Origin of the sequence: Lysobacter sp. ESA13C (genome assembly GCF_019970005.1) — a bacterium.
GTDB lineage: Bacteria > Pseudomonadota > Gammaproteobacteria > Xanthomonadales > Xanthomonadaceae > Lysobacter > Lysobacter antibioticus_B.
Genome location: NZ_JAHXYK010000001.1, coordinates 285,548 through 300,918, shown reverse-complemented (window position 1 = coordinate 300,918; position 15,371 = coordinate 285,548). Strand labels below are relative to the sequence as shown.

Here is a 15,371-nt window from a genome sequence, read left to right as displayed (position 1 = left end):
CCGCAGAAGAACGTCGAAACCTTGGGGAACTGAGCCAGCCGATCCGGGCGAGCACCGGCACGCTCCGAAAACAAAAACGCGCCCGGTTGGGGAACCGGACGCGCGAGGCAGAACAACTACAGGGGGGAAGCTGGTCTGCCGTGTTGAGATGCTGACGGATGGGAATCTCCCATACTGAGATCGCGAGTCAGTTCCAACGAGTTGACCTGCGTAGTGCGACCAAGGCCTCGGATCGCAGCATGAAGTTTTCGACTTCGATCCGGACGCAGCGCTCGGCGGCGAACACAACGCTTATGCCGCGCCCTTCATCGAGTGCTTCAGCTGACTCATTTCGCGATGCGTATCCCGGACTATCGGCAAGAACCGCTCCACAGCGGATCGGGCGGCCGGCGTCAGCTTGGAGTCGCCTGCCACCTCGTTAAAGGCCTTGAGCAGACGATCTTCCGAGTCCTCCAGTTCTGCGACATAGCCGTAGGCGGTATCGCCAAAGGCCGCGCGGACCTTGCCGTAAAGCTGTTGCATCGAACCTGCGAAGGTCCCATGTTCGGCCGGCTTTCCTCCTGTCGCCGCGACTTGCGTGCTGAGTGCGGTAACGATGTCGGATTTCGTCGAAGCGATGCGGGAGAACAAGGCGGACAGCTCGGCGTTCTTCACCTCTCCGGAAGCCTCGGTGTAGAAGTCCTTGCCGTCGCGGGCAATCTCGATGAGATCGTTGAGATTATGCATGGTTGCACGATCTGACATATCTGACTCCTAAGCTACTTCAAGGGAGCCCGCAATATCTCGGTGACGGCATGACGCGCCCGTGATCGGCGTCGACCGAAAGCGCAACGACCGAACGCCAACTCCGCTCGAAACCTTGGCTGGATATGCGTGAGCGTTCGGATGAACGAACGGCATTGCGAAAGAACTCCAGATTTCGATTTGTGTCGAATGAACGAAGACACGAGCCCTGCGCCGGCGACCGGGTCGTAGCCGCTATGCCGCATGAGCCGTAGCCGCGATGCGTAGTACAGAGGATTTTTCGGTCGGCGATGCGCCGACGCCGTGCCGAAGCTGAATTCGATTGCGGCGAGGCCGCCGGCTCTGCCCGCGCTTAGCCGTAGGCACGAGGATCACGCAGCCCGAAATCCCGTGCCTGAGCATTTCATGCTGTGACGATGCGCGCACGCCGACGTATGGTTCGCCATGCGCTCATGAAGCTTTCTTTGGATAGTTGGAAATGCGGGTCACGTTCACGATTTGCGCCCTGGTAAACCGTTTTCAGAACATAGACGCCGCTTGCTTGTCTACCTAGGTTGGTGGCCACGGCCCTGCGAGCGCATCGGCCGTACATGCCGTCGGGGCTTCCCGTTTTCTGATGTTGCGCATTGCGGAAGCCAGGACGGTGACCCGCCGCGTACCGCGGCACCTTTGGGGTTTCAATCGGGACCGCAACAACGGTCAGTGCCGTAGAAGCGCTGGCGGCGGAGCCGCAGCGCGCTGCTGTATCCGGTGCGATGCCGGGCGCTCGCCGCTAGCGGGCGCGCCGGACTGCGTGGAGTGGGACGTCGCTCACCGCCAATGCGCCGAATGGGTAGTCCACGGTGCCTGTCCTCGTCCCGTCCACACACGGAGAGATGTGCATGAATCGTCGCATTTTGTCGCTGGCTATCGGTGCTTCACTGATGTCCGTCGCGCTGCCAGGCCTGACCGCCGAGCTGCTGACCGTCGACAGGCCGATCGAGGGCCGCTACATCGTCGTACTGAAGGCACAGGCCGCCATGCTGTCGGCCGATAGCCGCAACGGCGTAGCCAACGTGCCTGCCGTCGCGCAGGGCATCGCCCAGCAGTACCGCGTCAAACTACAGCGCAGTTACCAACACGCGTTGCGTGGCTTCGTCATCGATGCAGACGACGCGTCGTTGGCGCAGCTGCTCAGGGACCCGCGGATAGCCTTCGTGGAGGAAGACGGCTACATGTCGGTGGAGGCAACGCAGAACAACGCCACCTGGGGTCTGGATCGCATCGATCAGCGCGATCTGCCGCTGAGCACCAGCTACACCTACGACACCGACGCGTCCGGCGTACACGCCTACGTCGTCGACACCGGCCTGCGCGCCGACCACACCGAGTTCACCGGGCGCATCGGTAACGGCTTCTCCTCGGTCCCCGGCGACTCCAGCACCACCGACTGCCACGGTCACGGCAGTCATGTCGCCGGCACGGTCGCGGGCACCACTTGGGGCGTGGCCAAGAAGGCCACCGTGCATCCGGTGCGTGTGTTCGGTTGCGGTTCTACGGCGCCGAATTCGCAGATCATCGCCGGCATCGACTGGGTCACCGCGAATCACGTCAAACCCGCGGTGGCGAACATGAGCCTGGGCGGCCCGGCTTCGACGGCCACGGACACCGCGGTAAACAATCTGATCAATGCCGGCGTCGTCGCAGTGGTGGCGGCGGGCAACGGCAATATCGACGCGTGCACCGAATCCCCGTCGCGGGTGCCGCGTGCGCTCACGGTCGGAGCCAGCGATCGCAATGATGCGCGCTCCATCTGGACCAGCGGCCAGGCGTCGAGCTGGGGCAGCTGTCTCGATCTGTTCGCACCGGGCACCTCGATCGTATCGGCAGGTATCGGCAGCGCCACCGCATCGGCCGCCAACAGCGGCACCTCGATGGCCTCGCCCCACGTGGCCGGCGTCGCCGCGCTGTACCTGGCGGTGAACCCGGCGGCGACACCCGATCAGGTCCATACGGCCATCGTCAACAACACCACTCCTGGCAAGATCACCGACCTGCGTGGCTCGCCGAACCGCCTGCTGTATTCCTTGTTCTCCGGAGGGCCCGGCAACAACCCGCCGGTCGCCAATTTCACTTCCAGCGTCAGCGGGCTGACGGTGAGCTTCACCGACACCTCGACCGACAGCGACGGCACGATCGCTGCGCGCAGTTGGGCTTTCGGCGACGGCACGACATCGACTGCGGCCAACCCGAGCAAGACCTACAGCACGGCCGGCACCTACACTGTCAGCCTGACCGTCACCGACGACGACGGCGCCACCCACACCAAGAGCGGTACGGTCACCGTCGGCAGCGGCGGCACTCAGACCTACACCAATGGCACCGACGTGGCCATCCGCGACAACGCCACGGTGGAAAGCTCGATCGCGGTATCCGGCCGCAGCGGCAACGGACCGACCAATGCCAGCGTGTCGGTGAACATCATCCACACCTACAAGGGCGATTTGAAGGTCGACTTGGTCGCGCCGGACGGCTCGCTGTACAACATCCACAACCGCACCGGCGGCAGCGCCGATAACGTCAGCGGCACGTTTACGTTCAATCTGTCGAGCGAGCCGCTCAACGGCACCTGGAAGTTGCGCGTCAACGATAACGCCTGGTTCGACACCGGCCGCATCGATACCTGGAGCGTCACCTTCTGATCCTGCGGTACCGATCCATCGCGCGCGCACGCCAGTGCGCGCGCGGTGGATGTCTTGCCCCTCTCCCGACCGTGGCCAGAGGGTTCCGGGCGAGGGCGTGCAGCAAGCCAAATCCTGGCGCACAGTGGGCGCATTCGCCAAGCCGGATCTGGCTAGTTCGCAATGGTCGCCAGCGAATCCTCGGCAGGCTACAGCGCTACGTCCGCGGCACCCGACGGCACGCCCTCGCGGGGCCTGTGTCGCGACGACGTCGACTCGAAGGTTGTAACGACGCATGGCGATCCGACATCGCATGGATCCGAAGCGATCCACGTCGCATCCAACGTTCTCCCGGGCGGCACGACAATCGCATGTAGTCGTTCGCGATAAAATCCGCGCGATGTGGCACGTTTCCCATGTGAATTCGACAATATCGTTGTCTCAATCGTTTGTTAGGCTGCGCGCGTCGATGCACTTTGCACAGGAACCTAAATGCCGAAGCTGATCATCCGGCGAGTCTCAGTCGACCGCAGCGCCGCAGATGCATTCCGAGATGAAGCAATGAACGCGGTACTTACCTTGCCCGGCGTGACATCTGCCGTGCCACTGCTACAAAGCGATGAAGCAATGAGGATCGAGTTCGACTGGAAAGAGCCGCGCTACGAGAGCATCGAGAAACATCTGAACCGGCACGGCTTCACCGCAGCCGACTAGCCCCCCGCGAAGTCCCGGCAGAGCCATGCGGCGATCAACTTGCCGAAAGCGGCCCGGTTTGGAAGGGCGGTGGGCCGATTGCCAGGCTCCTGCCGCCTGACCGGAAGCCCCTCGGGTAGCGCCGTCAGGGCCGCGCCTTCCACACGGGGTGTGCCGATGGCGGAGAGGATCCACCCCTGGACACCGATAGGTCCGACCCTGCTTCTCACCGGTGCCTGATGGCGCACAAGCAGTACAGAGCAATGTCCCGCCCTGGGGCGACGGCCGGGGAGAAGTTTGAACTTCTCCAGTTCCGCCTGATCTAATGACCCCGAGCCGTTGTGATCTGCCTGAAGTAATCGCTAGAGGGATGCCGTTTGGGAATCGGGACTTTTTTGAAGCAAGCATCCTTGGCCGTTGCGGTCATTGCGGCCGGGGCGGCCGCGTTCCGCGGCGCAACCGAACACACCGCGGTGGTCGGCAACATCGAATACCTCTGTTCCAACGGTTGTGTTGTAAGCCAGGGCCCGAAGGGAGTCGCGGTACGCGACATTGCAGGGGCCAGAGTAGCGAAGACCTACGTGTCGGAGACCACCGCGGAAACCATAGAGATAGATAACGTCGAGTACGTCTGCCCGAACCGCTGTGTCATCACCGAAAGCCCCAAGGGCACCCTGGTGCGCGACAGTGCAGGAGGCAGAGTCGCAAAGACGAAGGTGCCCCAGACAAGCATCGCCATAGGTAATGCCGAACACATCTGCCCGAACAGCTGTGTCGTGACCCAGGGCCCCAAAGGCCCGGTAGTGAGAGACAGCGAAGGGGGTAGAGTCACGCAGGGGTACTTGTCGGATGGCTATGTTCTTCACACCGAGCGGCCTGCCCAGCGTTGACTCATGAGCCCGATCGTTGCTGCGTGGCCGCTATCCGGCGCCATGAAGCTCATCCTGGATCAGAAAATATTCGCCTGACCCGGCCCTGAGTGCGACGCACCGACAAGCCGCCGCCCCCCGCGCGGAAGGCCGCCACGACCGGGCTTTCGGAGGGGCGTGCGGACGGCGGAGAGGGTTCACCGCTGGAAATTGGCACGCTCACGGCGCCTGAGTTCAAACCAGTCTGACGGCCGTTCGTAGGGGCGAGGGGCTAGCCCCTCGATCTTCGTCAGCCCTTCCCGACGCCAGTGCCGCATCAGCCTTCGCCGACACAGAACGCCGCTGCGTCCCGCTCGACCGTCACCCGCCGCTGCCGTAGCGCGTCGATGCCGAGGATCACCGCGGGCCGTCCGTCGGGGCTCAACTTCGTGAAGATCGGTAACTCGCTGATTCGCACTTTCATCGGGCCGAGCCGCCATTCGCCGATCTCCAGATCAGGCAGATCGTAGAGCCAGGTGTCGGTCGCCTTGCCCGGGCCCATGCCTTGGGTACCGCGTTCGCGGCGCTGCAATCGCGCGTCGCCCGGTTGCAACCCCAATGCCTTGGCCGCGGCCAGGTTCATCACCGTCTGCGCCGCACCGGTGTCGATCACCGCCCGCGCCTTGACCCCGCCCGGCAGCGACACATCGATGAACACGAATCGCTGCAGGTCCTTGGGACGCTCGGGATAGCTGTTGAGGTAGCACCGCCCTTTGTCGGCTGCATTCGCGCGCAACAGCAACTCGCCCTGCTTCACATCGAAGGTTGCGTCGTACATCGCGGTCAGGTTGTTGCCGAGAATGCCGTCGACCGAAACTTCCGGCGCACTGGCGAAAGCCTTGGCGTCGGTGGTGATGAACAACCCGCTAAGCTTCATCTCGCCGACGCGCAGCCCGGCGACCTCCGCCATCGGCAGTGCGGCCGTTTGCCCGTTGGCGCCGTGTACTTGCATGCTGGAAGAGGCCTCGTCCTTCAGTAACCCCGCCGACCGCGCCAACTCCGTGTCGATCACGCCCCCGCCGGCTGCGCTGTCCACGATCAGGTGCAACGGCCGCTCGATGCCCGGCAGCCAGGCTTCGACCACGGCGAAGGCGCCCCGCATCGTCAGCGGCAGCCGATAATCGATCGCTGGCTCGGGCGTGGCGGCGAGCCGGGCAGGCTCGGTCGTGGCGCTGACCGTCAGTGCCGCCATTAGCCCTACGGCGGCCAGCGGGAGCAACACGGGGAAACGGGAGAACGAGGGCATGGCGATCATCCGGAATCTGAAGGTGGCTGCATTGCATCCCAAGCCGGTATCGCCGGTTTGTCCGCTCCGTAACAACGTACCGGGTTCCGATACAAACCCGATACACAGCCCATGGATAATCGGCCTATGAGTGCAGCCTCCAACATCCTGGTCGTCGACGATGACGCCAGCATTCGCGACGCCCTGTGTGAATACCTGGCCCGGCACGGCTACACGGTGCGCTCGGCCAAGGACAGCGCCGAGATGGACCGGCACCTGGCCGAGCGCGAAGCGGACCTGATCGTGCTCGACTGGATGATGCCCGGCGAAGACGGCCTGTCGATCTGCCGTCGCCTCGCCGCCAACGGGGCCGCCATTCTGATGCTTAGCGCCATGGGCACCGCTCCGGACCGGGTAATCGGCCTGGAAGTAGGCGCCGACGACTACCTCGCCAAACCCTTCGACCCGCGTGAGCTGCTGGCGCGCGTGCGCGCACTGTTGCGCCGGCGCGACAAAACCGATGGCGCGCCGGCGGTCGTCATCGCGCATTTCGATGGCTGGCGGTTCGACGCGGCCGAACGGCGCTTGTTGAACCCCAACGGCGAACTCGTCGCGCTGACTCCGCTGGAATGCAATCTGCTGCGCGCGTTCGTCGAACGCGCCGGACGCCTGCTCAGCCGCGACCGGCTCATGCAGCTTACTCATGGCGACGACGCCGACGCCTTCGACCGTGCCATGGATCTGGCGGTCAGCCGATTGCGACGCAAACTGCGCTGGCCCGGATGCAGCGATCCCATCGAGACCGTGCGCGGCGAAGGCTACCGTTTCAACCCCGCGGTCGAACGGCGATGACTGGCGCCCCGCGCTCGGCGCCGACGTTCCTGAGCCTGATGGGCGGGCTGACCCTGATTACGATCGCCGTGGCTCTGGCGATCAACTTCGCCGTGGTGCTGAGCATGCCCGTGCCCCTGGCGCCGGAGATCAACCTCGGCGCCGCCATCGCCGCGCTGCGCGCCGACGGAACCGTCCAGGACGAGCGGTTGAAGATACGGCGCGACTGCGCAACGCCTTCGCAGCCGACAGAGACCACGCTGACCCAAGTCGCAGCCGACGTCCTGAATGTACCGATCGAGCGGCTGCACGCACGATGGGTGCACACCACCTCGGAACGAACGCAGTATCAGCTCAAGCCGCAGATCATCGCTACCGGCCGCACATCGCGGGCGCAGAAGAATGCTGCGATGCGCGATGCGCTGACCGATCCCCGCGTGGACCTGCCGGCCTTCGAGCTGGCGCTGCGCCAGGCCGACGACTGCTGGCGCGTGGTCGGCCCGGCGCACACGCCGACCCAGGTCTGGCGTCTGCGCATCCTGCTGGCGTTCGCACTCAGCGCCGCCCTGCTCGCACCGTTGGCGTGGTGGTTGGCGCGGCGCTTGTCGCAACCCTTGCGGCGGCTGGCCGCCGAAGCCGAACAGCTGAGCCTGGATCGAGTTTCGGCATCATCCACGGGCTTGCGCGCCGGGGCGCCTGGGCAGGACCGCCGCATCCGCGAAGTGCAAATCGCGCGCGAGGCCATGCACGCCCTGCATGCGCGCCTGCGCCGTCAAGCCGATGACATGGCGCACATGCTGGCAGCCGTGGCCCACGATCTGCGCACGCCGCTGACCGCGTTGCGCCTGCGCGTGGAAATGTCGCCGCCGGAACAGGCTGCGCGCATGGCCGCCGACCTTGAGCGGATGGACGCGATGATCGCGCAGGTGCTCGATTACGCTCGCGGCCAATCCCAGGCCGAACCGCGCATCGACACCGACCTGGCCGAACTGGTGGAGGAATGCATCGACGACGCCCAAGCCCTGGGCAAACCCGCCCAAGCCTCGCGCATCGATCCCGTGCGCGCCGTCGTCGAACCTCTGGGCCTGCGCCGCGCCCTGACCAACTTGATCGAGAACGCCGTTCGCTATGCCGACGGCGCATACGTGGGCCTCTGGCGCGAAGGCGCCTGGATCGTGCTGCAAGTGGACGACGAGGGCCCTGGCATTCCGCCCGACCAAAGCGAACGTCTGCAAGAGCCGTTCCAGCGCTTGGAAACCTCCCGCAGCCGCGACACCGGCGGTCTCGGGCTGGGCCTGGCGATGGCGCGCGCAGCCGCGCTGCGCCACGGCGGTAGCCTGAGCCTGCGCAACCGCGAAACCGGCGGCCTCAGCGCACGCCTGCAATGGCCGGCCCGAAGCCCGGACGAAACCGGCGCCGAGTAGGTCGAAAGCTCATGCCCATCCTCGATGCGTAGCGTGAACTGTCAGGCGCCATTGCGCATGGCACTGCCGCGGGGGCAGTGCCAAACGACCAGCGCGGCTATGACGAGCGACGGGCCTTCGTCACCCGCGCGTGGAATTCACTTCGTGGACCCAATCGCAGGTGATGCCGGCCTTGGCGTGATGCTTATGGACCGCTTCGGCGCTAGGGGCATCCAGGACGCAATAAACCTTGTCGTCCTTCTCGTTGAACAGAATGTCGTGGTGCGTGACCCCGAACTCGTCAGCGGGCGCGTTCTGCAACTTGCTCAATTGGTCCGCCGTGAACGGCTTCATAGGATGGGCATCTATAAACTTTGACACGGTTTTAACCTCCTCCCACCTGGACGACGGTTAACGAGCGCTTCGCGGCGGGAAGTGAAAGGCGCTCGACTTTTAGTTCGTCGGAGCTTTGGACCATCGCCGCAAATTCTGCAGCTCGTTCAGTTCGCCCGCCGTGAACGCCTCTTGGCTCCCAACTACGATTGGGCCCCTGTGGGACGACAGAGCGCTGGCCGCCGCCACTTCGTGCTCGACGGGTCGGTGGAGACGGGAGGCAAGAGTCGCTGATAAGGAGTTGCCCTTGAGACAACCGATTCAGAAATCTGCGCCGGTCTACCGAAGTACACCCCGCTGGGGGGATCGTTGGGCCTATCTGACTGGCCGCTTCTTTGTGGTCCGTTTCGGAGACTGCGCTACGTTGGCTCGAATTGTCTGCATGGCGGGCGCTGGGGCGGCCACGGCCGGCGAGCGCAGCCGCTTCGCCACCGCGGCGCGCTCCAGCTCGAACGCCAGCCGACCGAAGCCCTCTTCGGCATAAAGCCAGAAGGCCAGGCCTACGGATACGCCGAGCCCCAGTGCCGCGCCCATCAAGGTGAAGTCAAACGGATTGTCCGCCGCAGGGGTGTAGAGGAACTTCTTCAAAGATCCCAGAGCGGTCAACAGCGCGGTGACGGCGCCTGCAAATGCACCTCTCGCCTTCGCCTCCTTGAGATGCTGCTCTATCCGAGCCTTACGTTCTTCGACATCCTCCGCAGTGGCTGACGAAATGTATTCCTGGAACTGAAGAGCCGCGGCCTCGTCGTGATCGATCTGGTCTGCTTGGACCGCGTTGAAGCGACGCGTAATTTTCCAGCCCTTCCAGATCCCCTCGGCGGAGCTGGTGATGCTCCAGGAAACGAATGCCAGCAGCATAATAACGAAGACAAGAAGAACGAACGTCCGCAACGCTTCTTTCTCAGCCAAGCCTGCAATAACCAATCCCAGGCAGGCGTACAGGATCACAGCGCCAACGCAAACGACAAACGCGACAATGTCTTGAAAGACACGGTTGAACCGGCTTAAGCGGAACAGCGCTTCCTGTATCTCAATTTCTTTCAATCTGGCTAGCAGATTACGGGTAGGAGGCAGGCTGGTCATTCTAAAGTCCCTTTGAGATGACGGGGTTGCTTACCCTTCGTAACCTAATCGACGGTAACGGCGATTTGAAGTGGACACGTAACAGGCGACCACGGTTGGTCACGGCGGATCCGCGATCCGTGTGGAAGTCCGGCTTGCGCGAGGTAGGGCGTCAGCCAATCAATCAATTACAAAGCACACTTGTCATCAAGCTATAGAGCGAGCCCACGTCGGTTGTCTCGCGCATCGCCTGCATGCCGGTATCGATTGCTCGGTGAGATTCATCTGGCCTGGTTAAGGGCAGTGTCCTCGACAGGCCTTTGATTCCATCTGGGCAAATTCGATCAAAAGGAGCAGTCCATAGCAACACGTTATGGACTCTGCCGTTCCGACTCGCAATTTCGATCTGTCCTGAAGGCAGGCAATAACGAGACCATCCTCACGAGTGAGCTCTGCAATGCGTAGGGTATTGCGGAGGATGACATCGAATCGCTAAAGAAGAACTCGGCGCTCGATGAACGCTATGAATGTAAGGACTCCAGCAACGGCAAGCCGATGTTCAACCTCAAGGCTTCAAATGGCCAAGTGATCGGGACCAGCGAACTCTGTTCGAACGACTAGGCTTGTGACGGTGGCATTGCGTCGGTGAAACCGAACGGGCCGACGGCAGAATTGGATGATCAGACTTGGGTTAAAGCCCCGGGATCGATGGGGTAACCCTAGATCTCGCTTTCAGGGTCGGCAATGGTCGCAAAGCGGCTTCGGCTTGAGTATCTCGATTGCCATGCCCGCGTCTCAGACAGACTTTGAAAGTCCATTCCGATACCTGTTTGATCCATATTATGCAGAGTTGAGATTCTGCCAGTCTGGGTCACTAGGCCACGACGGCGGCGGCGGTAGACCAAACTCAGAAATGATCTCCTCGCCATGGAACGCGGCGACCTCTAGCCCTAACGCGATACCGCGCTCTACTATGAAGTCCTTCAACGCAACGTCATTCCCGTCCAACGCGTAAGCATTGCCCGCAAGAAGAAGCATGTTATCGGCAAGCATTAAGTTGACTGGCAATTGCTCCGGCACAACGCCGGTTCTCCTGTACTCGAATTGGTGTGATCCGACATGGGTCCAGCTATGGAAGATTTTTTTGACGCTATCGTATTCTCCCTTTAGTTTCTCGATCTTAGGAATTTGAGAGCTGGAGAGTGCTTTCATGAGTCCATCAAGATCTAGCGTGTCATGATGAATGTAAAAATCATGAATTTTCGGAGGTTGGGCCACGAATAGCGCCCAGGTTGCCCTTGCAGCGCACTCCATCAAGGGGCGGATAAGCGTGTAGGAGGCAGGAAGGGATGCGCTTCTGAGTAGCATGCCGATCGCAGCGTGGTGTTCGATTGCCAGCGCATATGCATCGTAGATGAGCCGACTGCGTAGCGAATTCGGCGCAGAGCTAGCACTAAGTTCCTCGGCTAGCCTTCGATGAAGCATTAAGGACTGGTCCAGTCTCGGCATAAGAAAATTCATGGACTCGTGAGTAACCGGCAAAGTCATAAGTCAGGTCCGTAATTTACTGGCGGCGCTTTAGGTCGAAATGGCCCTGGGTTTCTAACGTTGCGTCAACTAGTTGATCGTGGCGGGGGGCAAATCGCCATAACGAATATTCACTCAGATATCGCTAGGTTGCCGACACGAATGGCGTGCATTGGCCTGCCTACCCTGGACTGAACAGCGTCAAGCCGCGAAGCGGCTTCGACTCGAATGCACTACCTGGTATCACACCTCGTTATCCCACGAAGAATTTCCAGCTTAGGCATCGCTGCCCAATGCAATTTGTGGAATGGATATAGCGTTCTCCCATAGAACGCGGCCTCCGCGATCCACGGCCACCTGGTGAACGACGTTTCCGAGAGAAAACGAGAAGAGCAGGCAGCCCATTTGAGTAAGGTCTGGCCTGTCCTCTGGTAACCGCAATGCATTCAAGAAGATGATTGCATCTGGTTCAAAGCGGTCCACGACATGAAATGTAGCGATCAAGAACAAATACTGATCGGGGTAAAGGACCGACTTCTTGCCGACTAGCCCTAGCCACGATGAGATTGACTGGAATTCTTTAAAAATTCGGCGCCATTCTTCTAGCGACTCTCGGAGCCTCTTGTGAGCTTCGGGAATTGCAAGGAACAGTCCGCCGATTGCCAGGGCGATAACCGACCAATCTGCGCCCCGGCCTATATTGCGGATTGTTACAGAACCTTCGATTGGCCTGGAAGGATAGGTTTGCAGAAGTTGCAAATAATTGTCGATGGCGATTCGCTCGGCCTCGGACCATGCTGAGTCATCGATCTCTCCGAATTCCGCCACCAAAATTTCAAGATACTGAGACATGAAATGTGATCTCGACGCTAGCCTCGTGCGAGCCGCGAAGCGGCTCTGATTTGAATCAGTTGTTAGACCTCCGCCCGCTCCTCACCAAAATGAACATCCCTACTCTCACGATCGATCTTAAACTGCGCTAATCCTGGGTAGGGGCGCGCAGTGCGTTCTGCGCCGCGGTACTCAACCCGGTATGTCGTGTAGGAAAGGTCCATGAGTGGGCCGCTCTGAATTACTACAACTCCCTCCTCTGATCGATAGCTCGGTATCAGGCCATCGCGAATTGATGAGAACACATAGTTGATGGATCGCGTTAGCTCTAGCATCAGATCGCACACGAGTGCGACGTGGGAGTCAAAGCTATTGCCAAGCCTCCGATAGAGGTCTGGGTCCCATTGCGGGATCTTGTAGAACTTTTCCGTCTGAAATGACGTTTCCCACCTAGGCACAGCATGCTCCTTGAAAGTCATGCAGAAGTCCTGAGCGACAAGCCGAAAATTGACGAAGGCGGATTCAATAGTCGGATATCTGCCTGGCCAGTGCCTTGAGAGAAGCCAGACTCTTATATCTTCAAGCGCTTGGAGGAGCTCCTTATCGATCGACGGCTGGCCGTTGCACAGAATCGGAGAGGCACGATTAATCCAATTGTCAAGATCAATGCGCAACGCCCACTCATCGATGACCCCTGCATAGAATTCGTCATCGCGCTGTTTCGCCGTGTCGAATCCTAGCTGGCTTCTTACCCAGTCTTCATGAGTTCTTTTGAGAGTGACGAGTCTCTCAACCGAGAAGGCTAGATACTGATCGTCGATTTGCTTGTGATGTACGTTGCATAAGAGGATCAAGTTTGCGTACTTGTCACGCTGCTCCTGCGTTAGCGGGAAATCGCCACGAGGGCCGTCCTGGCTAGAAGCAACAATATGACATGCCTCTCCAACAACTGATTCATCGTCCGTCTCACTTGCGTCCATAACAAGCTCATTGCGACAGATTGCGCACCTGTTCGCGGCCCGTCCCCATAGCATCTTTTGCGTCTTTACAGAAATCGACATGATCTGAAGAGGTCCGATGTCTGAATTGTGCCGAGCCGCGAAGCGGCTTCGGTGTCGAAGCGCGAAACTAACCTACTCGACGCACCTACAGGCCATCGTCAGCGTAGGCGGGAAAAGATAGATCTAACGCTGCACATGCACCTATAGCCGAAGACCATTGTGATCCGATAGTAGACTACTGGATATGCGAGAGCTGTCGACGCGCCACCCGGTCAGAAGCCTCGTTGTCTTTCGGCGGAGAACTGGACAGGTCCACACCAGAAGGAGTTGCCGATGCGCGTAGAAGTTTTTTCGAAGGATTTGACTGCTCAACTCTCGTACCTTTTCGGGTTCGCTAGACAAATCAATGAGTTGGACTTTTCTGGCTCGCTCAGCGGTGAATTTCGTGGCGCGCAAGATTCGGGCTGGAACACTATGGGTACAGCGAACGAGGTCTACGGTGAGTTGGTGGACCTCACCAGCAATAGAGCCGCTTACACGCATGCAGAGTTACGCGTGATCCTCTTGCTCTACTGCCAGCTTTCGGAGGCGGGCGGCTTCTACGAAACAGTCAAGAATATGATGGGTGTGGTTTCACTCAAACCCTACGTCCTTTGGCCATTTCAGCACCTAGTACGTGTCAGAACGGTGCCGCGTGCAGTCATTGGCCCAAATGCCAACGCGACGTTCCGCGACCTAGCGAAGCAAGCTAACGATATTGGTCTTACTCGTCTTTCATCTCTGCTGACAGAGGCCTTTAGGGACGACATCCGCAATGGCGTGGCCCATGCTGACTATGTTCTGAGGAGTGACGGGCTGCGCTTGCGCAAACGCAATGGGGGCAATGCCTTTAAGCTGTCATTCCAAGATGTTGGTGCAGCAATAACGATCGGGAAGCACTTCTTCGAGAATCTCAGGGCGCACGTGATGTGCGCAATGAAACTATTCGACCCGCCGAGGGAGATATTCGATCGTTTCAGCGCAAGTCCGCCTATGCCGTGGACAGTTTCGTACCGACCGGGCGTAGGCTTAAGCATAAGTACTTCCTCACCGGGCGCGGCCGCTACGCCCGACTTCCTGCGCCAGCAGAGTATTAATAGCAGGTTGGGTGGCAAGGTTTTGGCCGTATACATGGCCAACCAAACAGTCGCAACGGAGGCAATCTGGAAATACATCGAGGCAGCGGGATTCGCTCCACACGACGTGGAGCTGCCAAAATCCGACATGGAAGCCTTAATTAGCGAAATCGATCGACTAGATCTATGGGATGCACGAACAGGGTCCATCAGCCCGTCAGATTTACTTCTCGCCAGTCCGTGGGGATTCCGCTGGATTCACTCGGAGGCAGACTTTGACGAGGTGCTGCCTGGCCCACTTGTCGAAGTTGACATGTTGACTGCGAGCGCAAGCGTCTCACCCCGCCCTGGTTCTGCTTGGTCACCTAGTCATCTGATAGGTCATTTCACAGGCCAACATTGGGGCTAGGTATCTAAACGCAAATTTGCCTGCATCAATCCGTTGAGAAGCGATCGAATCTTAAGCTCAACGTTCACCAAGAAGTAGAAGCCTCAGGTTATCAGCGGCTACTGATGGATTGAAAACGTGTGTAGCTAGCCTCTTCGTACCCCGATCAGCGGCAATGGTCGGATCAAGTGGTTTGATGGTGCCTCGGCCCCAAAAGATCGAAAAAACTGGCCTTTGTAAGTGCCTGATTTTCAAGGGCGAGCAATGGTCGGCCGACCACAGGCTTGGAGAAAAAAGCCCGGAGAGAGGCGATAAAATCGCCAAATGGCCTACCTGTGGATAACTCGCCGACCAATGGAAAGCGCCGAAAGCCTTGGAAATAAGGCCTACTCGTCGTTGATACGAGGCGTAGAAAAAGTTGAGGCAGGGAGTTTGGCGCGCCCACGGCAACTGGGGACCTACTCTCCTGATCCCCCAGTTTCCCTCCTTGCCCCCTCCTGTCCCCGCTGGCTTGGTCCCAGATCGAGCCGGCCTCACGTCGCTCCCGTCGCGCACACGGTGCCACGCTCGCGAGTACCGGACGGACGTCC

The 15,371-nt window shown here is 60.2% G+C and carries 14 protein-coding genes; 7 read left to right on the top strand and 7 right to left on the bottom strand.

All coding sequences use genetic code 11. The features are described 5' to 3' along the window. Positions 1–291: 291 nt before the first annotated feature. Positions 292–744, bottom strand: coding sequence for a PA2169 family four-helix-bundle protein (locus tag LC490_RS01420; RefSeq protein ID WP_223619042.1), 453 nt, complete (start codon positions 742–744; stop codon positions 292–294). Positions 745–1,625: 881 nt separating this feature from the next. On the opposite strand from LC490_RS01420, the gene LC490_RS01415 reads away from it, so the two are divergent. From LC490_RS01415 to LC490_RS01405, 3 genes are all read left to right on the top strand, one after another. Continuing rightward, positions 1,626–3,425: a S8 family serine peptidase gene (locus LC490_RS01415; protein ID WP_223619041.1), complete on the top strand. Its 1,800-nt coding sequence runs from the start codon at positions 1,626–1,628 to the stop codon at positions 3,423–3,425. 471 nt (positions 3,426–3,896) lie between these two features. Further along, on the top strand, positions 3,897–4,118 hold the full coding sequence (locus LC490_RS01410; RefSeq protein ID WP_223619040.1) for a hypothetical protein: 222 nt from the start codon (positions 3,897–3,899) through the stop codon (positions 4,116–4,118). 389 nt (positions 4,119–4,507) lie between these two features. Further along, on the top strand, positions 4,508–4,987 hold the full coding sequence (locus tag LC490_RS01405; RefSeq protein ID WP_223619039.1) for a hypothetical protein: 480 nt from the start codon (positions 4,508–4,510) through the stop codon (positions 4,985–4,987). A gap of 295 nt (positions 4,988–5,282) precedes the next feature. Here the strand turns inward: LC490_RS01405 and LC490_RS01400 are convergent, their stop codons facing one another. Beyond that, a complete protein-coding gene (locus tag LC490_RS01400; RefSeq protein ID WP_223619038.1) occupies positions 5,283–6,251 on the bottom strand; it encodes a retropepsin-like aspartic protease in 969 nt (322 codons plus the stop codon). 126 nt (positions 6,252–6,377) lie between these two features. Between LC490_RS01400 and LC490_RS01395 the strand changes: the two genes are divergently transcribed. Next, entirely contained in the window at positions 6,378–7,082 is a 705-nt protein-coding gene (locus tag LC490_RS01395) for a response regulator (RefSeq protein ID WP_223619037.1), read from the top strand. Further along, complete coding sequence (locus LC490_RS01390; RefSeq protein ID WP_223619036.1) at positions 7,079–8,485, top strand: ATP-binding protein; 1,407 nt, start codon at positions 7,079–7,081, stop codon at positions 8,483–8,485. Before LC490_RS01395 ends, LC490_RS01390 begins: the two co-directional genes overlap by 4 nt. A 120-nt stretch (positions 8,486–8,605) precedes the next feature. On the opposite strand, the gene LC490_RS01385 is transcribed toward LC490_RS01390, so the two are convergent. Continuing rightward, on the bottom strand, positions 8,606–8,845 hold the full coding sequence (locus LC490_RS01385) for a nickel-binding protein (protein WP_223619035.1): 240 nt from the start codon (positions 8,843–8,845) through the stop codon (positions 8,606–8,608). Between the two features lie 327 nt (positions 8,846–9,172). Next, on the bottom strand, positions 9,173–9,940 hold the full coding sequence (locus LC490_RS01380; RefSeq protein WP_223619034.1) for a hypothetical protein: 768 nt from the start codon (positions 9,938–9,940) through the stop codon (positions 9,173–9,175). 447 nt (positions 9,941–10,387) lie between these two features. On the opposite strand from LC490_RS01380, the gene LC490_RS24560 reads away from it, so the two are divergent. Continuing rightward, positions 10,388–10,540: a YegP family protein gene (locus LC490_RS24560; RefSeq protein ID WP_343222995.1), complete on the top strand. Its 153-nt coding sequence runs from the start codon at positions 10,388–10,390 to the stop codon at positions 10,538–10,540. 219 nt (positions 10,541–10,759) lie between these two features. On the opposite strand, the gene LC490_RS01370 is transcribed toward LC490_RS24560, so the two are convergent. The 3 genes from LC490_RS01370 to LC490_RS01360 form a co-directional block, all read right to left on the bottom strand. Next, complete coding sequence (locus tag LC490_RS01370; protein WP_223619033.1) at positions 10,760–11,440, bottom strand: hypothetical protein; 681 nt, start codon at positions 11,438–11,440, stop codon at positions 10,760–10,762. 282 nt (positions 11,441–11,722) lie between these two features. Further along, the gene (locus LC490_RS01365) at positions 11,723–12,298 is read right to left on the bottom strand and encodes a hypothetical protein (RefSeq protein ID WP_223619032.1); all 576 of its coding nucleotides are present in this window, start codon (positions 12,296–12,298) and stop codon (positions 11,723–11,725) included. 62 nt (positions 12,299–12,360) lie between these two features. Then, positions 12,361–13,311: an HNH endonuclease gene (locus LC490_RS01360; protein WP_223619287.1), complete on the bottom strand. Its 951-nt coding sequence runs from the start codon at positions 13,309–13,311 to the stop codon at positions 12,361–12,363. 300 nt (positions 13,312–13,611) lie between these two features. Between LC490_RS01360 and LC490_RS01355 the strand changes: the two genes are divergently transcribed. Continuing rightward, a complete protein-coding gene (locus tag LC490_RS01355) occupies positions 13,612–14,802 on the top strand; it encodes a hypothetical protein (RefSeq protein ID WP_223619031.1) in 1,191 nt (396 codons plus the stop codon). The last annotated feature ends 569 nt before the right edge of the window (positions 14,803–15,371 follow it).